This window comes from Kribbella sp. NPDC050820 (genome assembly GCF_040653975.1).
GTDB lineage: Bacteria > Actinomycetota > Actinomycetes > Propionibacteriales > Kribbellaceae > Kribbella.
The window spans coordinates 1-23,830 of the sequence record NZ_JBFAHB010000096.1 but is presented as its reverse complement, the minus strand read 5'-3'; the positions used below and the strand labels follow the sequence as shown (position 1 = coordinate 23,830).

Genomic DNA, 23,830 nt, shown 5'->3' with positions numbered 1-23,830 from the left:
ATGACAACTCGCAAGTACGACGACACGCCCGGCTTCGGCGCGCTCTACGCCAGGACCGTGCGGGCCACGCTGCGACGCGCGGACTACGAGCCCGACGCCGACGGCCTCACGCTCGAGCTGCCCCGGTCCGCCATCGACCAGGACCACCTGACGGCGTACCGGGAGGTCACCGGCTTCACCGCCGGCCCGGCGCTGCCGGTGACGTACCCGCACGTGCTCGCGTTCCCGCTGCATCTCGACCTGATGTCCGACCCCTCGTTCCCCTACAAGCCGATGGGGATCGTGCACCTGTCGAACACGATCAGCCAGCTGCAGCCGATCCCGATCCACGCCGAGCCGTCCATCCGGGTGCACAGCACGGCGGAACGCCCGCACCCGAAGGGCACGATGTTCGACATCGTCAGCGAGGTCAGCGTCGACGGCGAGGTGGTGTGGACCGACCTGACCACGCTGCTCAGCCGCTCCCCCGGGACCGAGCACGCGCACGTCGACCTGCTGCCGGACCCGTCGGTCGACCCCACGGCCTGGTGGGACCTGCGCGGCAACCTCGGCCGCCGGTACGCCGCCGCGTCCGGCGACCGGAACCCGATCCACCTGTTCAAGCTGACCGCTCAGGCGTTCGGGTTCCCGCGGCAGATCGCGCACGGCATGTGGGCCAAGGCGGCGTCGCTCGCCTCGATCCAGCGCAGTACCAAGCTTCCGGACGCCTTCACGGTCCGCGTCGACTTCCGCAAGCCGCTGCTGCTCCCGTCCCGGGTCGAGTTCGGGTACAAGACATCCGGCGAGACCACCGACTTCGCCGTGTACGACGAACGCCGCGAGCTCACCCACCTCATCGGCCAGCTCCAAGCCCACTGACCGCCACCTCCTCGACGCAACCGAGGAAGTGGAGGACACTCCGAACCAGGAGGGGTGGACATGATAGGAGCACTGCTACTCGGTTTGGTCTGTGGAATTCTGGCCCGGATGCTCGTCCCCGGTGACGCCTTCCGGCACATGAGCGGACCGAAGTCCTGGCTGGTCTCAGTCGGACTCGGCCTGCTCGGTGCGCTGGTCGGCTACCTCATCTTCACGCTGGGGCTCGCCATCGGCGACACCGACATCTTCGACTGGGGCGGGATCCTGAGCGCCCTGATCGGGACGCTCATCGTGGTGCCGCTCGCGACCTGGATCCTGCGCCGGCGCTCACATCACGCAACCTGAACCGCCAGGCCATCACAATCCGCCGTCCCGGCCGGTCGGCACGCTCAGCTCGCTGCGGAGGCATCGATTGCGATGGCCTGGCGGTCCGCCAACACGTCCACCTCCGCCCGGATCGAATCCAGCACCGCGCCGATCGGTGCCGCTTCGCGCTGTCGGCCGTCGCGTTCGCGGATCGCGAGCTCGCCGGCCGCGGCTTCGCGGGCGCCGATGATCGCCTGGTACGGCGCCAGCCGGTTCTCCCGGATCCGCGCACCCAGACTGCCCTCGTCCGCATGCGCGACCTCGACCCGCAGGCCGCGGTCCGACGCCCGCCGGGCCACCTCGATCGCGAGCTTTTCCTCGGCGTCCGAGATCGGGAGTACGACGAGCTGCACCGGCGCCAGCCAGGCCGGGAAGGCCCCGCCGTGCACCTCGATCAACTGCGCCATCGCCCGCTCGATACTGCCGACGATCGCCCGATGGACCATCACCGGACGATGCTTGTTGCCGTCGGCACCGACGTACTCGAGGCCGAACTGCTTCGGCATGTGGAAGTCGATCTGGACGGTCGACAGGCTGAACTCGCGGCTGGCCGAGTCCGCCAGCTGAATGTCGATCTTGGGGCCGTAGAACGCAGCGTCCCCCGGCGATTCTTCGTACTCCACTCCGGCGTTGTCCAGCACGTCACGCAGCAGCCCGGCGGCACGCGCCCAGCTGGCCGGGTCACCGACGTACTTGCTCTCCGCTGAGCCGATGGCGGCGTCCTCGGACGACAGGGCCAGGACGTAGCGCGCGGCGCTGATCCCCATGTCCTGGTACGCCTGGTTGATCAGGGCAAGGGCGTTGCCGGCCTCCTCCGCGACCTGGTCGAGCCGGCAGAAGATGTGCGCGTCGTTGAGTTGCATCGCCCGGACCCGGCTCAGGCCTCCGATAGCGCCGGACAACTCGGCGCGGTACTGCCCGCCGAGCTCCGAGAGGCGCACCGGAAGCTCGCGGTAGCTGTGGGACCGGGACCGGAACATCAGCGCGTGGTGCGGACAGATGCTCGGCCGCAGCACGAGTTGCTCGGCGCCCATGTCCATCGGCGGGTACATGTCGTCGCTGTACTTGGCCCAGTGGCCGGAGATCTCGTACAGCTCACGCTTGGCGAGCACCGGCGAGTAGACCCGTTGGTACCCGGCTCTTCGTTCCACCTCGGCGATGTAGCTCTCCAAGGCGTGCCGAACCGCGGCACCGGCAGGCAACCAGTAAGGCAGACCCGCGCCGATCAGCGGGTCCGAGTCGAACAGGCCGAGCTCGCGGCCGATCTTGCGGTGGTCGTACATCGTTCGCTCCTTGCGACGGGGGGCGAGGAGCCGTCGGAGCACGAGAAAGCCCCGGGGCACTCGCCCCGGGCCATCGATAAATGATGTCAGCGTCGGACAGTCAGGTGTCAGCGCGCCGGGACGGACTCCGGCGTCGTCGTGACTACAGCGCGCTGCAACATGTCTCCACGGTATCAGAGGAACCGGGACAGGAACGCCCGAGTTCTTTCGTGCTGTGGATTGTCGATCACCTGCTCCGGCGTGCCCTGCTCGACCACCTGCCCGTCGTCCATGAACACCACCCGGTCCGCGGCCTCACGGGCGAAGCTGATCTCGTGCGTGACCACGACCATCGTCAGGCCGGCCGACGCGAGCTTCTTCATCGTCACCAGCACCTCGCCGACCAGCTCCGGGTCGAGTGCCGACGTCGGCTCGTCGAACAGCATCAGCTTCGGCCGCATCGCCAGCGCCCGGGCGATCGCAACTCGCTGCTGCTGACCACCGGACAGCTGCCGCGGGTACGCCTTCTCCCGGCCGGCCAGCCCGACCTCGTCGAGCAGCTGTACTGCGCGCGCCGTCGCCTCCCGCCGACCCTCACCCAGTACGGCCATCGGCGCCTCGATGATGTTCTCCAGCGCGGTCATGTGCGGGAACAGGTTGAACTGCTGGAACACCATTCCGATGTCCCGGCGCCGCCGCGCGATCTCGTTCGGCCGCAGCTCGTGCAGCCGGTCGTTGCGTACGTCGTACCCGACGTCGCGACCGTCGACCGTGATCCGGCCGGCGTCGAGCGACTCGAGCAGGTTGACGCAGCGCAGGAACGTCGACTTGCCGGAGCCCGACGGGCCGAGGACGACGACCGTCTGACCCGAGGCGACGTCGAGGTCGATGCCGGACAGCACCTCGGTGTGGCCGAAGCTCTTGCGGACCCCGCGGGCCTGCAGTACCGCCGTACTCATGCCGCACTCCCCTTCGGACGGATTCTCAGGAAGTCCCAGAAGCTGGCTGCCTGGTGCCGGGCGCCCCGGTTGTAGTGCCGTTCGATGAACGACTGGACGACGTACAGGACCGAGGTGACCGCGAGGTACCACAGGCAGACCACGATCAGCATCGGGATCGTCTCGAACGTCCGGTTGTAGATCGACTGCGCGGTGTAGAGCAGGTCGGACAGCGCGATCACGCTGACCAGCGCGGTCGCCTTGACCATGCTGATCACCTGGTTGCCGGTCGGCGGCACGATGAACCGCATCGCCTGCGGCAGGATGATCCGCTTCATGATCCGGGTGTTGGTCATGCCGAGCGCCTGGCCGGCCTCCTTCTGGCCCGGGTCGACCGAGAGCAGGCCGCCGCGGACGATCTCCGCCATGTACGCGCCCTCGTTCAGGCCGAGGCCGAGGATCGCCGCCAGCAACGGCGTGATCAGGGTGTTGGTGTCGAAGCTGGCGAACACCGGCCCGAACGGGATGCCGATGTTCAGCTGCGGCAGCAGCGCGGACAGGTTGTAGAAGAAGATCAGCTGGACCAGCGTCGGGGTCCCGCGGAAGAACCAGATGTACAGGCCGGCCGCGCCGCGCAGCAGCGGGTTGGCCGAGATCCGGCAGACCGCGAGCAGGACCCCGAGGACGACGCCGATCAGCATCGCCACCACGGTCAGCATCAGCGTGATGCCGAGGCCGCGGACGATCGACTCGGCCCGCAGCCAGCTCCAGACCACGTCCCAGCCGAAGTTCTCGTTGGTGACCAGCATCTTGGCCAGTTGCGCGGCGAACACCAGGACGACGAACGCCGACAACCAGCGCCACGGATGCTTGCGCCGGGCCGCGTCGCGGACGTCGAGGCCCGCGCCGGCCGGTGGGGCGTCTTGCACGGTTGTCGTCATGATCAGCTCTTCCCGAGGTTCAGGCCTGGCTTGGCCAGCTTGTTCTGCTCCAGGCCCCACTTGGCCATGATCGCGTCATAGGTGCCGTTGGCATGCAGTTTCTCCAGGGCAGCCAGCAGTACGTCGGCCAGCGGCGAGCCGATCGGTACCAGTGCCCCCTGGAACAGGTCCTCGAAACCGTTGCCCTTGCCGACACCGGCCAGCTCCAGCTTGCCGCCGGACTGCGAGACGAAGTACGTCAGCGGCGCCTGGGAGGAGAAGAACGCGTCGGCCCGGTCGGACTGGACGGCGAGGATCGACGACGGTTGGTCCTTGTACGACTGGACCTCGATCGCCGGCTTCCCGGCCGTGACGCACTTGGCCGACTGCGCCTTGATCACCTTCTCCGCGGATCCGGCCGCCATCACGCCGACCCGCTTGCCGCAGGCGGTGTCGAGGTCCTCGATCCCCTTCGGGTTCCCCTTCCGGACGGCGAAGACGACGTACTCCTGGACGTAGTCGATGAAGGTCGCCTGCTGCTGCCGCTCGACGAAGTCACCGGTCGGGCCCATGTCCAGGTCGTACCGCTTGGCCTGCATCCCGGACAGCACGCTGGCCAGGCCGTCGACGGTGGTGTGCTCGATCTGTACGCCGAGCAGCTGGCCGACCGCCTGGGACAGGTCGGCGGTGGCCCCCTCCACCGGCGCGCCCTTGTCGGTGCCGACGATCACGTACGGCGGGAACGATCCGTTGTTGACGGCAACGATCTTGCCGGACGTCTTGATCTTCGCCGGCAGCTGGTCGTGCAGGGTCTTGTCGACCTGCTGCTGCGGGATCGCGGCGGCCGGGGCCTTGGCGTTGCCGCCGGCGCCGGTGTCGACCGGATCGACGGTACATGCGGTGACGCCGAGCAGGCTGGCGGCCAGTACGGCGACGGCGGTTCTGCGTGACATGACTACTCCTACAGCATCAGCTGGTGGGGACAGCTTCGACTGGTCGAGGGGTGGGGCTGACGGTGAAGCGCCGGTTGATCAGGACCGGCAGGCGGTGGCGTGCGTCGGTCAGACGCTGCGCGGAGACGACGGCCGAGATGATGGCCGGCTCTTCTCCCGCCTGGGCGAGCGGGACCCCGAGCGGGTCCACGATCAGGCTCTGGCCGATGTTGCGCTGACCGCACTCGCCACTCGCGACGACGTACACGGTGTTCTCCAGCGCGCGGGCGGTGACCAGGGTCTGCCAGTGGTGCTCCTTGAGCGGGCCCTTGACCCACGCGGCCGGGAGCACGAGGACGTCGGCGCCCTGCAGGGTGAGCAGGCGGGCGAGCTCCGGGAAACGGACGTCGTAGCAGGTCATCAGGCCGACCTTGAAACCGTTGACGTCGATCAGCTCGGGTACGACGTCGGCCGGGGTGACGTTGTCGGACTCCAGCTGACTGAATGCGTCGTACAGGTGGAGTTTGCGGTAGAGGCCGGTGATCGCGCCGTCCTTGAGGACGACGAGGGTGTTGTACGGCTTCTCGTTGCCGGACTTCTCGTGGATGCCGACGACGACCGTGACGTCGAGGCCCGCGGTGGCCTGCCGGAGTCCTTCGACGAACGGGCCGTCGAGGGGCTGGGCGTGCTCGCGGATGCGTTCGCGTTCCTCGATGAAGCGGGCGAGCACGCCTTCGGGCAGGACCAGGAGGTCGACGCCGTCGGCGTCGGCCTGCTTGATCAGGCCGCGCGCGGTCTCGAGGTTCTCCTCCCAGTCGATGCTCGCGACGAACTGCGCGGCCGCAACTTTGAGCCTCATGCGGTCCTCTCCAGGGGATCGATCTGGTACGGGAAGAGGTCTTCCTCCGGTACGGGGTGGGCGAGCAGCTCCTGGGCGACGAGCTGCTCCTGGAAGGCGGCGACCATGCGGCGGTCGGGCGAGACGCCGTACGGCATCCAGTCCGTGCCGAAGACGCGGGTGGTGATGCCGACCTCCTCGTTGTGCCAGGGGGTGACGTCCATCAGCTTGTTCCGGCGCCGGAAGCTGAGTTGCTTGGCCTGCTCGAACAGGTCGATGAGCTGCTGGGCGATCTCGGGCCGGAGCACCTCTTTGCGCAGGGCAAGCAGGTGGATGCCGGGGATGAAGCCGTGGCGGGCGTAGTAGGCCCGCTCCTCGGCGCGGTTGTCGCGGAAGAGCGTGCGGAACGGCGAGTCCTCGTCGTGGAAGCCCGGTGGCATGAACGGGGTCATCACCGCGTCCAGTACCCCATCGCGGAGCAGGTCGACCAGGCGGGCGCCGTCGGTGGTGTGCCGGACGTTGTTGCCGACAGCAACGCCGCCGATGCGGTCGACGACCGGATGCGCGGCGGTGAGCGGGCCGACCTGCCACTCGGCGTCCTGGATGCCGATCCCGGCCTCGGCGAGGATCGCGCGGGTCCAGGTGTTGCCGCTGTCCGGCCAGCCGGTCAGGCCGATCCGGGCGCCTTTGAGGTCGGCGGCGGTCTCGGCGTCCGAGTCGCGCCGGACGATGATGCAGCGGTGCCGGAAGCCGCGCATCAGGAACACCGGCAGCGCGACCACGCGGTCGTCACCGGCGGCGCGGGCCCTGACGTAGCGGCTGAACGACGTCTCGCCGCCGTCGTACTCCGGGGACGTCCACAGGTCGGGGGTCGCCTCCAGGCGGGTGACGACCGGACCTGGGACGTCGCCGAGGGCCAGTGGGATCACATGGTCCCAGTGGCGTACGCCGAGCTCGAGCTTCACGCGGTGTGATTCCTTTGCTGCCGGGACGCTCTCGTGGGGTCCGGGTCGGTGTCGCGACCGCACTGTCGCGAGGGGGAATGTTCGGTAGCCTATGTTCAGCACGTTGGTCGAACAATGGTCTGAAATGTTACTGATCAAAAAGCACGACAGGCACGGGGAGGTTTGTGGTGGCTGAGGATGTTCCGCCGCAGGATGGGCCGGCGGTTTCTTCTGCGTGGTTGGCTGAGCAGATCACCGAGGCCAGTGCGGCCGGGATCGCGGCGGCGATCGCGCGGCTGGTGCGGCATGGTGAGCTCGCGCCGCAGACCAGGTTGCCTACCGTCCGCGCGCTCGCACCACGCCTGGACGTGAGCCCGGCGACTGTGTCCGCTGCCTGGGCGACCCTGCGCAAGCAACGCGTGGTAGCCGGCGGCGGACGGCAAGGCACCTGGGTGCTCGGCGGCCTCGCGGTCCCCCGGCCGGCCCGCTACGAGAACATCTCCCGCCTCTGGCCGAACCAGACCCTCAACCTCTCCCGCGCCGTCCCCGACCCGGCCCTGCTCCCGAGCATGTCGCCGGCCTTCGTCCACGCCCTCCGCGACCCCGACGTGCACTCGTACGACGTCGTGTCGATCAGCGAACCGCTCCGCGCCGCCGCCGGACACACCTGGCCGTTCGAGACCGACAACTGGATGTGCGTGAACGGCGGCTACGAAGGCCTTCTGCTGCTGATGCGTACGACGGTCGTGCCGGGCGAGCACGTGGCGATCGAGGACCCGGCGACGCCCCGGCTCCTCGACATCCTCGACAACGTGGGCGCTCGCGCCGTGCCTGTCGCGACTGATGCCGAAGGCCCGATTCCCGCGTCGCTGCGAGATGCGCTCCGGCTCGATCCGGTCGCGTTCGTGTACGAGCCGCGGAGCAGTTCGTATCTCGGCGCCTCGGTCACGCCTGGAAGGCGGGACGAACTGGCGTCGCTGCTCGCCGGGACGGACACGTTGGTGGTCGAGGACGACGGGCTGGGTGAGCTGAGCGCGTTCGACTACCACGGGGTCGCGGAGTTGCTGCCGGATCAGAGCGTGCTTGTGCGCAGCTACTCGAAGTCGCACTCCCCTGATCTGCGGCTGGGCGTGATGGGCGGTGCGGCCGAGCCGGTCGAGCGCGTTCGTGTCTACCGGCAGTTCGGCTCGGGGTGGACGAGTCGCTTGTTGCAGAACGCGCTGGCTTGGCTGCTCGAGGACGAGAAGTCACGGGCGGCGGTGGCCGATGCGCGGGCGACGTACCAGAAGCGGCGAGAGCAGCTTGCCGGGCTGCTTGCCGAGCGCGGGGTGCAGTCGGCTGGCGTGGATGGTCTTGCGATCTGGGTTCCGGTGCGGAGTGAGCATGAGGCTCTGTTGGTGCTCGCCTCGCACGGGATCGCCGTCGCCGGGGCAAGCGCCAGCTGGACGAAGCCGGCCCCGCCGTGCATCCGCATCGCCACCGGCCTCCCGATCCCCGAGGCGGACCGGGTAGCCGACGCCATCGCACTCGCCGTCCAGGCACGCTGACCAGGGCTCCCCGCCCCCGGCGCGCCCACCCGAGCGCGCTGACCTCAGTCGAGGTCGAGGCCTACGGGGCGGATGAGGCCTTCCTGGGCTACGGAGGCGACCAGGTTGCCGTCTTCGGTGAACAGGCGGCCGGTGGCGAACCCCCGGGCACCGGAGGCCGACGGCGAGGCCTGGTCGTAGAGCAGCCACTCGTCGGCACGGAACGGCCGGTGGAACCACAGCGCATGGTCGAGCGAGGCCGGCTGGATCCGGCGGTCGCCGATCACGATGTTGTGCGGAAGCAAACTTGCCCCCAGCAACGTCAGGTCACTCGCGTACGCCAGAACGCAAGCATGCAAGGCCGGATCGTCCGGAAGCTTGCCAGCGGCCCGTATCCAGAACTGCCGCCCGGTCACCCCGGCCAGCCGTACGTCGAGCGCCGCCCACTCCCGGTCCCAGTCGGCAGCCTTACGACCCGACCGGGCCTCCAGCACGGCCGCCAACGTGGGCGCCTCATCGGGCGCGACCAAGTCGTCCGGCACCGGGTCCTGGTGATCCAGCCCGGCCTCCGGCCGCTGGAAGGACGCCGACATGTAGAAGATCGGCTTGCCGTTCTGCGAGGCGACCACACGCCGACTGCTGAACGAACCACCGTCCCGGGTCGGCTCCGGCCGGTAGATGATCGGCACCGAGGTGTCGCCGCCGCGCAGGAAGTACCCGTGCAGCGAGTGCACGATCCGCTCCGGCTCGACGGTCGCGCTCGCCGCGGCCAGCGCCTGCCCGAGCACCTGCCCGCCGAAGACGCGCTGCATCGAGGTCTGCGGCTGCCGCCCCCGGAACAGGTCGACATCGATCTTCTCGAGGTCGAGCAGCTCGACCAGATCCTCCAGCGACTCAGGCATGCCTCATCCTGACAGGTCCCGCGGGCACGGCGACGCACGGCCGGCGACTGCGGATGCCGTACCAGCTGTGGTTCCGGTCACTCGGGTTCTTTCGGTGACCTTCCGGTAGCCATGTGTAGGTGCCGAGCTGTGGGCGGCGGCCGGGCGCGGGGTCTAGGTTCGGTGCTGTCGGCTCTTTCGCGGGAGGACATCACATGGCTGGTCGGATCGTCGTCGGCATCGATGGATCAGAGCCGAGCGGTAACGCGCTCGAATGGGCGGTGACGCGGGCACGCCTCGGGAGTGCGGAGCTCGAGCTGCTCAACGCCTACACCCTTGTTCCCGACATCAACTTCTACGGCTACCACGGCGTACCGAGCCAGCCCGTGGACTGGTACGCCGAGTTCTCCGGACAGGTGGTCCAGGCCGCGGCGAAGCGAGTACGCGAGCTCGCCCCCGACCTGACCTGCACGCTGACCTCGGCGATGGGCCACCCCGCCCACCTGCTCGCGGATGCTTCGGCGGGAGCGGACGTCGTCGTCGTCGGCCGGCGCGGTCTGGGCAGCGTTGCGAGCGCACTGCTGGGTTCGGTGAGCAACCGGTTGACGATCCAGGCGAACTGCCCGGTGGTGGTCGTCGGGGACGACGAGGTTCCGACGACCGGCCCGATCGTGGTGGGGCTGGACGGATCGGAGTTCGGCGCTTACGCGCTCCGCTACGCGATCACCGAGGCCGCTCTGCGCGGAACCTCGGTACGAGCGGTCGCCGCTTACGAGCTTCTGCACCCCGTGCTCCGGGACGACCCGGAGTCCGTCGCACGGATGCAGGCGGACGTCGAGGCGGAGACGGAAGGAGCCATCACCCGAGCGCTCAACGAGGTGGATCCTTCGTCGGCGAGCGTGGAGCCCGTCGCGGTGGAGGGTCCCGCCGCAGAAGCGATCCTGGCCCGGGCAGCGGACGCGCAGCTGATCGTGGTCGGCACCCACGGCAAGGGGCTGGTACGACGGATCCTGCTCGGATCCGTGAGCCGGCGAGTCCTGAGCGACGCCGACCGTCCTGTCGCCGTCGTCGACCTTCCGGACAACTGACCGCTACCGGATGATCAGGCCATGACTGCGATCGTGCGCGGGATTGCGTGGCTCGGGGTGTTCGTCGGGATCTGCCTTGCGCCCTTGGTGTTCGCACTCATGAGCACGAGTCAACCGGGTCAAGGTTTCTGGACCGACTTCTCCGTTGCTCTCGGCTTCGTCGGCTTGTCCCTGATGGGGATCGAGTTCGCGCTGGTGGCGCGGGTCAAGACCGTGGCGGAGCCTTTCGGCACCGACGCGGTGATCGATTTCCACCGGCAGATCGGATACACGGGCCTGATCTTCGTGGTGATCCACGTAGCGATCTCCGCCGACTGGAGCCAGGCCAATCCGTTCACGCCGAGCGATACTCCCGCGCGGGTCTGGTTCGGCGGAATCGCGGCGGCCGCATTGGTGGTCCTGGTGGCGAGCTCGGTATGGCGGTCCCGGCTACGACTGTCGTACGAGGTGTGGCAGGGCCTGCACGCCGTACTCGCGGTGATCGCCGTCGTCGCGGCCTTGGTTCATGTGCTGCTGGTGAACTACTACGTCGACAGCCTGTGGAAGCAGGTGCTGTGGTCGATCATGACCGCAGCATTCCTCTGGCTGCTCGTATGGGTGCGCCTGCTTCGTCCACTGCGCATGCGGCGCCGGCCGTGGACGGTCGAACGAGTCGCACCGGAACGCGACAGTACGACGGTCCTCACCCTGCGACCCGACGGTCACGACGGCATGCGCTTCGACCCCGGCCAATTCGCCTGGATCACGGTCGGCAGATCGCCGTTCTCGGTCACGTCCCACCCGTTCTCGTTCTGCTCTAGCGCCGAGCAGAACGGCAGCGTCGAGGTCGCGATCAAGGCGGTCGGTGACTTCAGCTCCAGCGTCGCAACCGTCGAGCCGGGCACCGCGGTCTACGTGGACGGACCGCACGGGGTGTTCTCGATCGACCAGTACGAAGGCGCCGGGTTCTGCCTGATCGCCGGTGGAGTCGGGATCGCACCCGCCCTGAGCATGCTCGAGACCCTCGCCGACCGTGGTGATGTCCGGCCCGTTGTCCTGTTCGCGGGCAGCCGGGCCTGGGACACCGTCATCTTGCGCGATCGCGTCGCCGCGCTGATTGCCCGGCTGAACCTCACGGTGGTCCACGTCCTCGAGCAACCGCCGCCGGAGTGGACCGGGGAGACCGGGTACATCGACGGTGACATTCTCGCGCGCCACCTGCCGGCGAGCTTCCCGCGATTCCAGTACTTCGCCTGTGGGCCCGTTCCGATGCTTGCAGCCGTGGAGACAGCGCTTGTCGAGCTCGGCACACCGGCCGACCGCATCCACACCGAACGCTTCGACTGGGTCTGAGCGAGACAAGGAGATCCCGTGCGCCACGTCTATCTGACCCGCATCGCAGTGGTCACCAGCGCGCTGCTGCTCATCGCCTGCCTGGCCTTCGCCGCCATCCAGAACTGACGTCCGGCTCTTTCGGTGAGCTTTCGGTGGCGGTCGGTAGGGTATGATTGAACGCTCAATCAATAAGCACTTGCTTGAAGGAGCCTCTGTGAGCCTGTCCCGCACCGCCGCCGCCCGTGATCTCGTCCTGCTGCTCGCGAGGGTCGGGCTCGGGGTCGTCTTCGTCGCACACGGCTGGCAGAAGTTCAACACCAACGGCCTGGACGCGACCGCCGCGATGTTCGACAAGATGGGCGTCCCGGCGCCGACGCTGTCCGCGTACTACGCGACCGGGATCGAGCTGTTGGGCGGCATCGCGCTGATCGTCGGGGTGCTGACGCCGGTGGTCGGCGTCCTGCTGGCGCTGGACATGGTCGGCGCGCTCGCGTTCGTGCACCTGTCGAACGGTGTCTTCGTCGCGAACGGCGGCTGGGAGCTGGTCGCCGTACTCGGGCTGCTGTCGCTGACCCTCGCCGTCGTGGGCGCCGGCCGGGTCAGCCTGGACAGCATCTTCAACCGCTCCTCCGGCCGGGCGAGAGTCGCCGCCTGAGTTGACAGACGGAACGGCCGGGGCGGATGCCCCGGCCGTGCGTCGTTGTGGCTACTTGTCGTCCTCGCGGTTGAGCTCGGCCAGGAACTGCTCGACCTCTGCGCCGAGCTCGTCGGCCGACGGAGTGGAGCCGGCCAGGAGGCTGCCGCGGCTGACCGAGCCGGCGGCTGCGTCGTACTGCGTCTCCAGCGCCTTGACCACCGCGCTCGCGTCCTCCGAAGCGTCGACCTGCTCGTCGACCAGCCGGCCGGTCACGGCAGCCTCGTCGAGCAGGGCCTTGCTAGGGAGGAGCAGGCCGGTCGCCGCCGAGATCGCGTGCACCAGCGCCAGCGCGGCACCCGGGAAGCGGTTCTCGGCCAGGTAGTGCGGGACGTGGACCGCGAAGCCCATCGCGTCCTTGCCGGCCTCGCCGAGCCGGACCTGCAGCATCGTGCCGGCGCTCGCGGGCAGCCGCATCTCGCCGTCCCAGATGTTCGACCGGGTGACCAGCTCGGGCCGGGTCGCGTGCGCTGTGAGGCCGAGCGGACGGGTGTGCGGGACGCCCATCGGGATGCCGTGCACGCCGATCGTGAGCGTCACGTTGTACCGCTCGATCAGCTGCCGGACCGCGCCGGCGAACCGGTTCCAGTGGTTGTCCGGCTCGACGCCTTCGAGCAGCAGGAACTCGACGCCCGCGTCGTCCTTCAGCAGGTGCAGGTTCAGGTGCGGCGGGGTGTAGTCGATGAACTTGTCCTCGGCGAATGTCACCTCGGGCCGCCGGGCCCGGTAGTCGTGCAGGAGGTCGACGTCGAACCGCGCGAGCAGCCGGCTGTCCAGCACCTCGAGCAGGTGGTCGGCCGTCACCCGGCCCGCCTGACCCGCGTCCATGAATCCGTCCAGCGAATGCACCAGCACCTTCGGCGTCGCCGCCGGGCCGGTCGCCACCGACTCGTCGACGATCTCGTAGAGGTCGTCCGGTCGCAGCATCGTCGTTCTCCTTCACAGTGGCCGACAGGGCGGGTAGGCCCCTCTATCCTGCCCTCACCGGTGTCAACGCCGGGCGTCCGGGGCTTAATTCCGCGGCCGGAATCTTTAAGGTTCTTTTCACTATCCGGCACGGGGGCAGACAGTATTGGAAAGCGCTTGCTAGGTTGGTCGGCGTGAGCAGCGAACCAGACTCCGCCCTGACCGTCATGCTGGCGATGAACGACGCCAGCCGGGCCCGCGTCCTCGTCCCGCGCGTACGCGAGCGGCTGGACGCGATCGCCACCGTGCTACCGGTCGGCCCGGGTCGGACGTTCCTCGACGACCTGGAGATCCTGGCCGCGCTGCCGGACGTCGACGTGCTGCTCACCGGCTGGGGCTGCCCGCGGATCAGTCCGGAGGTTCTGGAGGCGGCGCCCAAGCTGCAGGCGATCCTGCATGCAGCGGGCTCGGTGAAGGCAATCGTCGCGCCGGAGGCGTTCGACCGCGGCATCCAGGTGTCGTCGGCGGCGCACGCCAACGCGCTGCCGGTGGCCGAGTTCACGGTCGCCGCGGTCGTGCTCGCCGGCAAGCGGGCGTTCCGGCTCGCGGCGCAGTACCGGACCGAGCGGAAGAAGGCGGACCCGCACGGGATGCCGGGCAGCTACGGTACGACGGTCGGCCTGCTCGGCGCGTCACGGATCGGGCGGATGGTCGCCGAGCGGCTGCAGGCCTTCGATCTGCACGTGCTGATCAGCGACCCGTACCTCACCGACGCCGACGCGGCAGCGCTCGGCGCCGAACTGGTGAGCAACGACGAGCTGTTCAGCCGCAGCGACATCCTCAGCGTGCACGCGCCGCTGCTTCCGGAGACCGTCGGTCTCGTGGACGCGCGCCTGCTGGGGCTGTTGCGGGACGGCTCGGTGCTGATCAACACCGCCCGCGGCAAGATCATCGACGCCGCCGCGCTCGAGCGTGAGTGCGTGGCCGGGCGGATCGACGCCGTACTGGATGTCACCGACCCGGAGCCGCTGCCGCCGGACTCGCCGCTGCTCGACCTGCCGAACGTCTTCGTCACCCCGCACGTGGCCGGCGCCGTCGGCAACGAGATCGCCCGCCTCGGCGAGCTCGCCGTCAGCGAGCTCGAACGCCTCACCGCCGGCCAACCCCTCCAACACGCCATCACTCCCACCGAACTCGGGAGAATCGCTTGACGTCCTCCCCGACCTGACGGACGGGGATTCCAACTACTACGCGGAGGTAGCGTGTTGAGGTTCACGCTTCGGCGAGACCCGTACGGGCGTCTCTCGGCGTGCGCTGACGGCCCGTCCGGCCGCGATGTTGACTGCCGCGTTCACGTCCGCGTGCGCCCGATACCTGCAGGCGACGCACCGGAACACCGCTTGGCTCTCGCGGTTCTCCGGTGCGCGATGCCCGCAGACGCTGCAGGTTTGCGACGTGTACGCAGGATTGATCTTCTCGACCCGTCCCGGCGCTTTCTGCTCCAGACGCTGCACGAGCAGTCCCCAGCCGTTGGCCAGGATGCCCCGGTTCAGGCCGGCCTTGGCCCGGCGACGGTTCGGCACGTATGCGCCTGGTCGTTCGGGGTCGGGCTTCGGCTTGGGGCGGCGGCTCATCTGGGCGATGCGCAGATCTTCCACACGGATCAGGTCGAAGCGGCGGGCGAGCTCGGTGCTGGTCTTCTCGACCCAGTCCTTGCGTCGGTCGCGAGCACGGGAGTAGAGCTTCGAGATCGCAGCCTTCAGTCGCCGGCTCCGGCCGGAGCCGCGCCGGCACCGCGACAGGCGGCGCTGCAGGTCCTTCAAGCGGGTGTATTCGGTGCCGGACAGACCGGGACAGGTCAGGAGTTCGCCGGTGGACAGGGCAGCAGACACGATGACGCCGCGGTCCACGCCGACAATCGCACCCATCCCCGGTGCGGGGATCGGTTCCGGGACGACGGCGAACGCGAGGTGCCAGCGACCTGCTTGGTCGCGGGTGATGCGGTACGACTTCGCATCTGGCACGGGGCGGGACAGCCGAAACCGCACCCAGCCGATCTTGGGCACGAGCACTCGCGCCCACGTGCGGTTCAGTCGCTCGACCCGACCCGCCTGCTGACCAACAATTCGGAAGCCGTCGCGCACTCCGGCCTTGCGCCAGGTGGGGCGCCGGTGGCTGCCGACGAAGAAGCTCTTGACCGCCTGATCGAAGTCCCGAAGCGCCTGCTGCTGGACGGTCTGCGATCCGGCGCGCAACCACTCACATGCGGCGTGCTGCGCGGGAGTTGGATACAGCCGGAACCTCGACATGCCACATACCAAACCATTTGGGACCGACAGTCCCCTACATCTGAGAGGAGGCAGTCGCGGTGCGCCTCCACTCCAAAGGACGAGGTGTCGCCGCGACCTAGCCCATGACGCGCCTTGTTCTGCCCGACACCGATCGTGTGTTGTCTCGTCAGACTGGGTGGAGTCGGGCACACTGGGAGGCGCTGGCTGATCACCTGCTCGAGTCGTTGGTGCCCTACTTCTCGCCTGGGGCGTCGCTGATCGCGCTGCCTGGGCGACCGAGTCGGTCCGGTACGGCGTCGGACGCGTTGGAAGGCTTCGCGCGGTCGTTCATGCTGGCCGCGTTCCGGATCGCCGGCGTGCAGGGCAAGGGCTGCGAGCAGCTCATCGAGCGGTACGCGCGGGGCGTGGCCAACGGAGCGAATCCGGACCACCCCGAGGCGTGGCTGCGCCTGACTCCGCGCTCGCAGCAGATGGTCGAGGCCGCCGCGATCGCGGTCGCGCTGCACGAGACCCGCGAGTGGATCTGGGACCGGCTCGACACCCGGGCGCAGGAGCACGTGGCGGAGTGGCTCGGCGGGTTCAACGGGTCCACGACGCACGACAACAACTGGCGGCTGTTCCAGGTCGTGAGCGAGCAGTTCCTGGCGTCGGTCGGAGCGCCGTACCGGCAGGAGGACATCGACGGCGGGCTGGACCGGATCGAGGACTGGTACGTCGGCGACGGCTGGTACTCGGACGGCGACGGGCAGAACTTCGACAACTACATCGGCTGGGCCATGCACCTCTACCCGGGGCTGTGGACGCGGATGGCGGCGGCCACGCCCGGAGCGGAGTACGAGGACCGGCTGAAGCTCTACCGCGACCGGCTGCGGCTGTTCCTCGAGGACGCGGTACATCTGGTCGGCAACGACGGCGCACCGGTGTACCAGGGGCGGTCGCTGACCTACCGGATGGCTGCGGCGACGCCGTACTGGATGGGCGCGTTGCTGGACGCCACTCCCCTGTCACCGGGGCAGACGCGGCGGCTGTGCTCTGGGATCGCGCGGCACTTCGTGCAGCACGACGTACCGGATGAGCGTGGGCTGCTGACGCTCGGGTGGTACGACACGTTCCTGCCGACGACACAGCAGTACTCCGGGCCTGGCTCGCCGTACTGGGCTTCGAAGGGGTTCATCGGGCTGGTGCTGCCGCCGGAACACCCGGTGTGGACCGATCCGGAGGGCTCGGTGCCGCTGGACGACGCGGACCAGGTGCGGGCCATGCCCGCGCCGGGGTGGATCGTGCACGCGAGCCGCCACGACCAGGTGGTGCAGTTGGTGAACCACGGGGCCGACCATGCGCCGGTTGCTGAGCCTGAAGGTGTGGAGCCGGAGGGCGATGCGCACTACAACCGGCTGGCGTACGCGAACCACGCAGGTCCGGAGCTGTCCGACCACGCGCCGCGGATCGACAACCTGATCTCACTGGTCGACGCCGACGGGCAGTCGAGCTCGCGCGGGCGGATCCGGCGGATCTCGGTCAGCGGGCGTACGGCGTCGTCCTGGCACAAGGCCTGGTTGGGGTCGAGCGGGCCGTGGCGGATCGAGACGGCGTCGGTCGTGCACGGCGGCTGGGAGATCCGGTGTGCGTTGGTCGAGGGACCGGCCGGCGCGATGGTTCGCAGCGGCGGGTTCGCGGTCGCCGGGGAGTCCTTGCCTGAGGCAACCGGCGGCTACCGGGCCGCCTCCGCGCGGAACGACGACGGGCTGCTGTCGGCGGTGGTCGGACTGCATGGGTACGACGAGGCCGGGGTGCATCGTGGACTGGGGGCGAACGCGTTCGGTGTGCACTCGGCGACGCCGTACCTGACGGCTCCGCACGACGGCGATCCGCTCGTGCTGGTGAGCGCCGTACTGGTCACGCGGGACGCGTTGCGGCCGGAAGCGCTTGCCGAAGGCATCAATGTCTCGGTGGCCGGGACGACGGTCCGGATCACCCTGCCCGGCGGTGCCGAAGAGGTGGTCGAACTGGGATCGAATCGAGTCGGTTAGGGCAGGCTCTCCAACGGTGAGAAATCCGGTCGAGGCCATTACATTGGCCGAATGAGCACGTACGAGAAACTTCTGCAAGAACAGATCCGCAACGAGTTCACGGCGTCCCAGCAGTACTTGGCATTGGCTGTCTGGTACGACGCCCAGGATCTCCCGCGGCTGGCCGCGCACTTCTACAAGCAGTCCCTGGAAGAGCGCAACCACGCGATGATGATGGTGCAGTACATGCTCGACAAGGATGTCCAGCCGCACATCCCGAGCGTCGGCGAGGTCGAGTCCGACTTCAAGTCCGCGCTGGAGCCGCTGGAGCTCGCGTTGCAGCAGGAGATCACCGTCACCAAGCAGATCGAGACGCTCGCCCGGACGGCGCGGGACGAGAGCGACTACATCGGCGAGCAGTTCATGCAGTGGTTCCTCAAGGAGCAGGTCGAGGAGGTCGCGGCGATGAACACTCTCGTCAACGTGGCGAAGCGGGCCGGTGACAACCTGTTCCACCTCGAAGACTTCCTGGCCCGCGAAGGCGCCGGCGACGGCGGAGCCGCCGACCCCACCGCCCCCGCCATCGCCGGCGGCAAGGTCTGAGGTTCCTACCAGGAGCCGCCGCCTCCGCCTCCTCCGCCGCCGCCGGAGGAGCCGCCGCTGAAGCCGGAGCTGCTGCCGCCGCCGGAGGAGCTGGAGGGGGTGGGCGGCGGGTCGAACGTGCTGGCGACGGTGCTGCTGAGGGCGCCGGCGGTCCAGCCTGAGCTGTGGTACGACGGGCCGACGTACCAGTACGGGTCCGGGGTGATCCGCCCAGCTGCCACCAGCTGGGCGCAGACCTGCTGCCACCGATCGGCCAGGCCGAACGCGATCGCCCAGGGCAGGTACTTGCTGAAGATGTCCTCGCCCTCCTCGAACCGCAGCTGCTGCGCCTCTGCCGTGGCCAGGTACTTCCGGAACCCGATCAACTGGTCCGCGACCGCCCGCCCGGCCGGGTTCCGCTGCCCACGCGCCCGCTTGCCGATCCAGATGCCAATGGCAACGATCACCGCGACCACCGGCAGCCCGATCACCACCGCCCGGCCCAGTCCCCCGGTCGCCGCCCCGACGATGGTCCCCATCAGCCCGGCGCCGAACACCCAGATCCCGATCATCGCCATACACGCACAGCCGAAGCCGCTCCTGAAGACCGAGCCACCGCCCTGGCGCGGCATCCGCAGGTACCACCCGCGCTGCTTCACCTGCTCCCGCAGCGCCCTGATCATGCCGTCGTGCGCTCGCCGCATGGTGTGGTCACCGACCGCGCCACGCCGCAGCACCACCGACTCCCCGGGCTGCAGCGACGGGAACAGCCCCGACAGCAACATCTGCTCGTGCGGCGCGGTCGCAGCCGCCGGATTCACCAGTACGGCGCTCTGCGAGTTGCCAGTGTTCTCGATCCGTACGCCGCCCCGCACCGCCAACTCGATCAGCGTCGCCGCGGTCTCCGTCGTGTTCGCCTTCGCGTCGATCAGCAGACCACCTTCCGCGACCGGAATCCGCGGCGGTGCGAACGCAACCGGGATCTGGTCCTCGGACAGCTCGTCCTTCACGGGCTGCGCAGCCATCCCGTCCGGCGGGAACGTCCCGGGCGGCAGACCGGCGAACCGCTGGTCCGGGCTGCCTTTCTTCGCATAGAGGACCGCGCCCGCGATCGCGACCACCGTCGCAGCGAGGGAGGTGATCAGCGCGGGCATGGTGATGCCCTCGCGCTCCATCCAGCTCGGCGGTTCGACCAGGATCGGAGTGTCGTTGCTGACGACGCCGGGCTTGATCCCGGCGACGATGGTCAACTGCTCGCCCCGCGGCAGGTCGCTCGCGCCGAAGACGCCCTTCCCGCCGCTGACCGTCTTCTGCGGGCAGTCCTGCGTCGATCCCGCCGTACCGGTGAAGCACTCGACCTGGGTGACGCCCTCGGGCACGGTGACGTTGACCGTGACCTCATTGAGAACGGCCTCCCAGCTGGAGCCGGTCGCGTCCCAGTACAGCTCGCTGTGGTCGTCGAAGTGCCGGAGCGCGCCGCGGACGTCGTACGTGATCACGTAGGTCGCGTCGTACCCGGAGATGGTCTCGTCCTCGGAGCCGATCTTGATCCGCAGCGTCTGGAAGCGGTCGTGGTTCGACTTGGTCGTCTCGGTGGTGAAGTCGGCCCGCGCGTCCGGGCTCTGCACCGCGATGTTCGAGACCTGGTACTCCTGGTCCTTGGAGTCGTCGTCCCGGTACGGCTCACGGATCACCAGATCACGGTAGATGCCGTGCCGGCCGGTGCTGCCGAAGTTGTAGGCGATCGTCTCCTGCACCTGGAGGACGCCGTCCGGGGTGACGGTGTAGTCGATCCGGAAGCTCTTCACCTCGTCACCGGGGGCCGCGGACGCGGGGGTCGCGAAACCGGCCAGCGCCAGTGCGGTGAGGAGCAGCGTGATCGCGGTGAAGAGGGCCCTTCGCATGGCGCGACAGTACCGAGCGTGAGGGTCCGCCGGGGGAACGCCGCTGACGTGTCAGCGGAAAACGCAAGCTGAAGACTCTTGTGCTGAGTGGCCGTTGGGGGAATCGTGGGTGGACCAGGAGGAACGTCATGGCAGACAAGACGAACACTTCCCAGGGCACCGGAGCCGCCCCCGCTGTGGACAGCCCGGCCGCCATCCGCAACGTGGTACTCGTCGGCCCGTCCGGGGCCGGCAAGACCACCCTCGTCGAGGCCCTGCTGGTGGCCTCCGGCGTCCTGTCCAGACCCGGCACCGTCCTCGACGGCACCACGGTCTGCGACTTCGACGACGCCGAGATCCGCCAGCAGCGGTCGGTCGGGCTCGCACTGGCCTCATTGCCGCACGACGGAGTCAAGGTCAACCTCATCGACACCCCCGGGTACGCCGATTTCGTCGGCGAACTGCGGGCCGGACTCCGGGCCGCCGACTGCGCCCTGTTCGTCATCTCGGCGAGCGAAGGCGTCGACGAGCCGACCAAGACGCTGTGGCACGAGTGCGACCAGGTCGGCATGCCGCGGGCCGTCGTGATCACCAAACTCGACCACGCCCGGGCGAACTATCAGAACGCGCTGACCGCGGCGCAGGCCGCGTTCGGCGACAAGGTGCTTCCGCTCTACCTGCCCGCTGGTGACGGGCTGATCGGGCTGCTGTCCCAGAAGTACTACGAGTACGCCGACGGCAAGCGCTCGACCGCGGAGCCGGACGGCTCGTACGAGGATCAGATCGAGGAGCTCCGCGGCACCCTGATCGAGGGCATCATCGAGGAGTCCGAGGACGAGTCGCTGATGGACCGCTACCTCGGCGGCGAGGAGATCGACCAGAAGGTGCTGATCGAGGACCTCGAGCGCGCGGTCGCCCGCGGTTCGTTCTTCCCGGTCGTCCCGGTCTGCAGCGGCACCGGCGTCGGCACCCAGGAGCTGCTCGAGGTGATGACGAGCGGGTTCCCGTCACCGCCCGAGCACACGCTGCCGGAGGTGTTCACGTCGCACGGTGTGCCGCGCAAGGGCCTGAGCTGCGACCCGAGCGGAGCGCTGCTCGCCGAGGTGGTGAAAACGACGTCGGACCCGTACGTCGGGAGGGTCAGCCTGGTGCGGGTGTTCTCCGGCACCATCAGGCCCGACACGACGGTTCACGTGTCGGGCCATTTCACGTCGTTCTTCGGTGAGAGCTCGCACGCCGACCACGACGAGGACGAGAAGATCGGCACCTTGTCATTCCCCATCGGCAAGGTCCAGCGGCCGGCAACCACGGTGGTCGCCGGGGATCTGTGCGCGATCGGCCGGCTGACCCGGGCAGAGACCGGGGACACGCTGTCGGACAAGGCGGACCCGCTGCTGCTGAAGCCGTGGGAGATGCCCGAGCCGCTGCTGCCGATCGCCGTCCAGGCGCATGCCAAGACCGACGAGGACAAGCTCGGGATCGGGTTGCAGCGGCTGGCCGCCGAGGACCCGACGCTGCGGATCGAGCAGAACCCGGAGACCCACCAGATCGTGCTCTGGTGCATGGGCGAGGCGCACTCGGACGTCGTACTGGACGCCTTGTCGAGCCGGTACGGCGTGACCGTCGACACCGTGGAGTTGCGGGTGCCGCTACGGGAGACGTTCGGCGGCAAGGCGAAGGGGCACGGCCGGCACGTGAAGCAGTCCGGCGGCCACGGCCAGTACGCCGTCTGCGACATCGAGGTGGAGCCGCTGCCGGAGGGGTCCGACTTCGAATTCGTCGACAAGGTGGTCGGCGGGGCGGTGCCGCGGCAGTTCATCCCGAGTGTGGAGAAGGGCGTCCGGGCGCAGATGGAGAAGGGCGTCTCGGCCGGCTATCCGATGGTCAACATCCGGGTCACGCTGCTGGACGGGAAGGCGCACAGCGTCGACTCGTCGGACATGGCGTTCCAGATGGCCGGCGGTCTCGCCCTGCGCGAGGCGGCGGCCGCGACGAAGGTGAACCTGCTGGAGCCGGTGGACCTGGTCTCGGTGATGGTGCCGGACGAGCTGGTCGGCGCGGTGATGAGCGACCTGTCCGGACGACGCGGGCGACTGCTCGGGACGGACAAGGTCGGCGACGACCGCACGCTGGTGAAGGCCGAGGTGCCGCAGGTGGAGATCACCCGGTACGCCATCGACCTGCGGTCCCTGTCCCACGGCGCCGCGTCGTTCACGCGGTCGTTCGCGCGCTACGACCCGATGCCGGAGTCGGCGGCGTCCAAGGTGAAGTCTCGTTAGGCGTTAGCTGAGGCGGCGGCGAACGTCGCGGGTACGCAGGTACGCCGCGACGTCGTCGTACCGCTCGCTCTGGTTGGCGAACTCGATGTACGAGCGGACCCGGTGCAGCCAGTCGAGCGTCGAGGGCTTGACCGTGGGCAGCGCCTCGGTCAGGTGACGCATGGCCAGCGGCGGCTCGCCACCGCTGCTGAGCGCCTCGTCGATCACCCGGTCGACACCGCGCTCGATCAGCGCGCGCAGGTCCGCGCCGCTGAACATCGGCGTCTGCCCGGCGAGCGCCTTCAGGTCGAGCCCGTCGGCCGGGACATCCTTCACCAGCACATTCAGGATGTCGACCCGTGCGGGCTCGTCCGGTGGTGGCACGAAGACCACCCGGTCGAACCGGCCCGGTCGCAGCATCGCCTCGTCGACGTCCCACGGCGCGTTCGTGGCCGCGAGCACGAGCAGGCCGTCGTTCTCGGAGCCGATCGCGTCGAGTTCCTGCAGCAGTACGTCGACCAGCCGCCGGGCCTCGGATCCGCCGTGCTTGTGCCGCGCGAACGCCAGCGCATCGAGCTCGTCCAGGAACACCACGCACGGCGCGTTCGCCCGGGCGCGCTCGAAGGCGGCGTGCAGGTTGCGCTCGGAGACCCCCAGGTACGGGTCCATCACGTCCTCGATCCGGACGTTCACGAACGGCAGGCCGCATTCCCCCGCGGTCGCCCGCGCCAGCAGCGTCTTCCCGCAGCCCGGCGGCCCGTAGAGCATCACGCCGCCGCCGGACTTCCGGCCGTACTTCTCGTACAACTCCGGGCGGCTCAGTGGCAGGATCACCATCCGGTGGATGACCCGCTTGATGTCGTCCATCCCGCCGACCTGGTCGAAGGTCGTCGTCTCCTTCGGCGTGTCCACCTCGTACGGCGTCTCGGCCTCGGGACCGACCTTGATCTTGACCCCGCTGCGCTCCGAGATCATCTCGTCGACCAGCTGCTGCAGCCGCCCCGTCCCCTCGACGACACCCCGCTGGCGGGCCGCCTCGAGCAGGCTCCGCAGCAGTGCCAGCCGTCCGTTCGCCGCGGCAAGCTCACCGACCGCCACGAGCTGGTCGTCGGGCAACCCTTGCTGATCGACCAGTACGACGTACTGATCGAGAGCGGACTCGCTGTCGCCGGCCGTCACCAGCGACTCAGCCAGCACCAGCCGAAGCAGCACGTCATCCGGATTGGCCTCAACCGCTTTGCGCAATGCAGCGATGCGGTCGGTCATGGGGCCTCCCGGCCTGGACTGAGGAGCGCCGAGTTCAACCAGCGACGGGCACGAGCGTGACGACCACGTCTGTC

General features: G+C 68.9%; 21 protein-coding genes. 10 read left to right on the top strand and 11 right to left on the bottom strand.

Translation table 11 applies throughout. The features are described 5' to 3' along the window. A complete protein-coding gene (locus tag AB0H36_RS43200) occupies positions 1 to 858 on the top strand; it encodes a MaoC/PaaZ C-terminal domain-containing protein (RefSeq protein ID WP_360537090.1) in 858 nt (285 codons plus the stop codon). A gap of 60 nt (positions 859 to 918) precedes the next feature. Next, the gene (locus tag AB0H36_RS43195; protein WP_360537088.1) at positions 919 to 1,203 is read left to right on the top strand and encodes a hypothetical protein; all 285 of its coding nucleotides are present in this window, start codon (positions 919 to 921) and stop codon (positions 1,201 to 1,203) included. Positions 1,204 to 1,247: 44 nt separating this feature from the next. Here AB0H36_RS43195 and thrS read toward each other — a convergent pair whose 3' ends face one another. The 6 genes from thrS to AB0H36_RS43165 all read right to left on the bottom strand — a co-directional run bounded on the left by thrS (position 1,248) and on the right by AB0H36_RS43165 (position 7,079). Next, positions 1,248 to 2,549, bottom strand: coding sequence for a threonine--tRNA ligase (thrS, locus tag AB0H36_RS43190; RefSeq protein WP_360537086.1), 1,302 nt, complete (start codon positions 2,547 to 2,549; stop codon positions 1,248 to 1,250). A gap of 131 nt (positions 2,550 to 2,680) precedes the next feature. Further along, complete coding sequence (locus AB0H36_RS43185; RefSeq protein WP_360537084.1) at positions 2,681 to 3,445, bottom strand: amino acid ABC transporter ATP-binding protein; 765 nt, start codon at positions 3,443 to 3,445, stop codon at positions 2,681 to 2,683. Then, positions 3,442 to 4,365, bottom strand: a complete 924-nt coding sequence (locus tag AB0H36_RS43180; protein WP_360537082.1) for an amino acid ABC transporter permease — start codon at positions 4,363 to 4,365, stop codon at positions 3,442 to 3,444. The genes AB0H36_RS43185 and AB0H36_RS43180 overlap by 4 nt, the downstream gene beginning before the upstream one ends. A gap of 2 nt (positions 4,366 to 4,367) precedes the next feature. Then, positions 4,368 to 5,297 carry a transporter substrate-binding domain-containing protein gene (locus tag AB0H36_RS43175; protein WP_360537080.1) on the bottom strand — a complete coding sequence of 310 codons (930 nt, stop codon included), beginning with the start codon at positions 5,295 to 5,297 and terminating at the stop codon, positions 4,368 to 4,370. Between the two features lie 16 nt (positions 5,298 to 5,313). Then, positions 5,314 to 6,135 carry a deaminated glutathione amidase gene (locus tag AB0H36_RS43170; RefSeq protein WP_360537078.1) on the bottom strand — a complete coding sequence of 274 codons (822 nt, stop codon included), beginning with the start codon at positions 6,133 to 6,135 and terminating at the stop codon, positions 5,314 to 5,316. Beyond that, positions 6,132 to 7,079: a hypothetical protein gene (locus AB0H36_RS43165; RefSeq protein ID WP_360537076.1), complete on the bottom strand. Its 948-nt coding sequence runs from the start codon at positions 7,077 to 7,079 to the stop codon at positions 6,132 to 6,134. Before AB0H36_RS43165 ends, AB0H36_RS43170 begins: the two co-directional genes overlap by 4 nt. A gap of 167 nt (positions 7,080 to 7,246) precedes the next feature. Here AB0H36_RS43165 and AB0H36_RS43160 point away from each other — a divergent pair, with 167 nt between their 5' ends. After that, positions 7,247 to 8,605, top strand: a complete 1,359-nt coding sequence (locus tag AB0H36_RS43160; RefSeq protein ID WP_360537074.1) for a PLP-dependent aminotransferase family protein — start codon at positions 7,247 to 7,249, stop codon at positions 8,603 to 8,605. A 44-nt stretch (positions 8,606 to 8,649) separates the two neighbouring features. Here AB0H36_RS43160 and AB0H36_RS43155 read toward each other — a convergent pair whose 3' ends face one another. Then, the gene (locus AB0H36_RS43155) at positions 8,650 to 9,486 is read right to left on the bottom strand and encodes an acyl-CoA thioesterase II (RefSeq protein ID WP_360537072.1); all 837 of its coding nucleotides are present in this window, start codon (positions 9,484 to 9,486) and stop codon (positions 8,650 to 8,652) included. Between the two features lie 194 nt (positions 9,487 to 9,680). Between AB0H36_RS43155 and AB0H36_RS43150 the strand changes: the two genes are divergently transcribed. From AB0H36_RS43150 to AB0H36_RS43140, 3 genes are all read left to right on the top strand, one after another. After that, complete coding sequence (locus AB0H36_RS43150; protein ID WP_360537070.1) at positions 9,681 to 10,553, top strand: universal stress protein; 873 nt, start codon at positions 9,681 to 9,683, stop codon at positions 10,551 to 10,553. A 21-nt stretch (positions 10,554 to 10,574) separates the two neighbouring features. Continuing rightward, positions 10,575 to 11,885, top strand: coding sequence for a ferredoxin reductase family protein (locus AB0H36_RS43145; protein WP_360537068.1), 1,311 nt, complete (start codon positions 10,575 to 10,577; stop codon positions 11,883 to 11,885). Positions 11,886 to 12,081: 196 nt separating this feature from the next. Then, positions 12,082 to 12,522 (top strand): DoxX family protein, encoded by a 441-nt coding sequence (locus AB0H36_RS43140; RefSeq protein WP_360537066.1) that lies wholly within the window; start codon positions 12,082 to 12,084, stop codon positions 12,520 to 12,522. A gap of 51 nt (positions 12,523 to 12,573) precedes the next feature. On the opposite strand, the gene AB0H36_RS43135 is transcribed toward AB0H36_RS43140, so the two are convergent. Further along, positions 12,574 to 13,488, bottom strand: a complete 915-nt coding sequence (locus AB0H36_RS43135; RefSeq protein WP_360537064.1) for a PAC2 family protein — start codon at positions 13,486 to 13,488, stop codon at positions 12,574 to 12,576. A 173-nt stretch (positions 13,489 to 13,661) separates the two neighbouring features. Between AB0H36_RS43135 and AB0H36_RS43130 the strand changes: the two genes are divergently transcribed. Further along, the gene (locus AB0H36_RS43130; RefSeq protein WP_360537062.1) at positions 13,662 to 14,678 is read left to right on the top strand and encodes a hydroxyacid dehydrogenase; all 1,017 of its coding nucleotides are present in this window, start codon (positions 13,662 to 13,664) and stop codon (positions 14,676 to 14,678) included. Between the two features lie 36 nt (positions 14,679 to 14,714). Here AB0H36_RS43130 and AB0H36_RS43125 read toward each other — a convergent pair whose 3' ends face one another. Next, positions 14,715 to 15,776 (bottom strand): transposase, encoded by a 1,062-nt coding sequence (locus AB0H36_RS43125; protein WP_360537060.1) that lies wholly within the window; start codon positions 15,774 to 15,776, stop codon positions 14,715 to 14,717. A gap of 137 nt (positions 15,777 to 15,913) precedes the next feature. Here AB0H36_RS43125 and AB0H36_RS43120 point away from each other — a divergent pair, with 137 nt between their 5' ends. Together AB0H36_RS43120 and AB0H36_RS43115 are read left to right on the top strand one after the other, a co-directional pair. Continuing rightward, positions 15,914 to 17,788, top strand: coding sequence for a DUF2264 domain-containing protein (locus tag AB0H36_RS43120; RefSeq protein WP_360537104.1), 1,875 nt, complete (start codon positions 15,914 to 15,916; stop codon positions 17,786 to 17,788). A 51-nt stretch (positions 17,789 to 17,839) separates the two neighbouring features. Beyond that, positions 17,840 to 18,370 (top strand): ferritin, encoded by a 531-nt coding sequence (locus AB0H36_RS43115; RefSeq protein ID WP_360537059.1) that lies wholly within the window; start codon positions 17,840 to 17,842, stop codon positions 18,368 to 18,370. Positions 18,371 to 18,375: 5 nt separating this feature from the next. Here AB0H36_RS43115 and AB0H36_RS43110 read toward each other — a convergent pair whose 3' ends face one another. After that, complete coding sequence (locus tag AB0H36_RS43110) at positions 18,376 to 20,253, bottom strand: DUF2207 domain-containing protein (protein WP_360537057.1); 1,878 nt, start codon at positions 20,251 to 20,253, stop codon at positions 18,376 to 18,378. Between the two features lie 128 nt (positions 20,254 to 20,381). Between AB0H36_RS43110 and AB0H36_RS43105 the strand changes: the two genes are divergently transcribed. Next, a complete protein-coding gene (locus AB0H36_RS43105) occupies positions 20,382 to 22,511 on the top strand; it encodes an elongation factor G-like protein EF-G2 (protein WP_360537055.1) in 2,130 nt (709 codons plus the stop codon). 3 nt (positions 22,512 to 22,514) lie between these two features. On the opposite strand, the gene AB0H36_RS43100 is transcribed toward AB0H36_RS43105, so the two are convergent. Beyond that, a complete protein-coding gene (locus AB0H36_RS43100) occupies positions 22,515 to 23,756 on the bottom strand; it encodes a tetratricopeptide repeat protein (protein WP_360537053.1) in 1,242 nt (413 codons plus the stop codon). Between the last annotated feature and the right edge of the window lie 74 nt (positions 23,757 to 23,830).

Bases quoted from the DNA above. Each gene is read 5' to 3' on its own strand.
- AB0H36_RS43200 (WP_360537090.1), top strand. From the start codon at position 1: ATGACAACTCGCAAGTACGACGACACGCCCGGCTTCGGCGCGCTCTAC.
- AB0H36_RS43195 (WP_360537088.1), top strand. From the start codon at position 919: ATGATAGGAGCACTGCTACTCGGTTTGGTCTGTGGAATTCTGGCCCGG.
- AB0H36_RS43185 (WP_360537084.1), bottom strand. From the start codon at position 3,445: ATGAGTACGGCGGTACTGCAGGCCCGCGGGGTCCGCAAGAGCTTCGGC.
- AB0H36_RS43180 (WP_360537082.1), bottom strand. From the start codon at position 4,365: ATGACGACAACCGTGCAAGACGCCCCACCGGCCGGCGCGGGCCTCGAC.
- AB0H36_RS43175 (WP_360537080.1), bottom strand. From the start codon at position 5,297: ATGTCACGCAGAACCGCCGTCGCCGTACTGGCCGCCAGCCTGCTCGGC.
- AB0H36_RS43170 (WP_360537078.1), bottom strand. From the start codon at position 6,135: ATGAGGCTCAAAGTTGCGGCCGCGCAGTTCGTCGCGAGCATCGACTGG.
- AB0H36_RS43155 (WP_360537072.1), bottom strand. From the start codon at position 9,486: ATGCCTGAGTCGCTGGAGGATCTGGTCGAGCTGCTCGACCTCGAGAAG.
- AB0H36_RS43150 (WP_360537070.1), top strand. From the start codon at position 9,681: ATGGCTGGTCGGATCGTCGTCGGCATCGATGGATCAGAGCCGAGCGGT.
- AB0H36_RS43145 (WP_360537068.1), top strand. From the start codon at position 10,575: ATGACTGCGATCGTGCGCGGGATTGCGTGGCTCGGGGTGTTCGTCGGG.
- AB0H36_RS43135 (WP_360537064.1), bottom strand. From the start codon at position 13,488: ATGCTGCGACCGGACGACCTCTACGAGATCGTCGACGAGTCGGTGGCG.
- AB0H36_RS43125 (WP_360537060.1), bottom strand. From the start codon at position 15,776: ATGTCGAGGTTCCGGCTGTATCCAACTCCCGCGCAGCACGCCGCATGT.
- AB0H36_RS43115 (WP_360537059.1), top strand. From the start codon at position 17,840: ATGAGCACGTACGAGAAACTTCTGCAAGAACAGATCCGCAACGAGTTC.
- AB0H36_RS43110 (WP_360537057.1), bottom strand. From the start codon at position 20,253: ATGCGAAGGGCCCTCTTCACCGCGATCACGCTGCTCCTCACCGCACTG.
- AB0H36_RS43105 (WP_360537055.1), top strand. From the start codon at position 20,382: ATGGCAGACAAGACGAACACTTCCCAGGGCACCGGAGCCGCCCCCGCT.
- AB0H36_RS43100 (WP_360537053.1), bottom strand. From the start codon at position 23,756: ATGACCGACCGCATCGCTGCATTGCGCAAAGCGGTTGAGGCCAATCCG.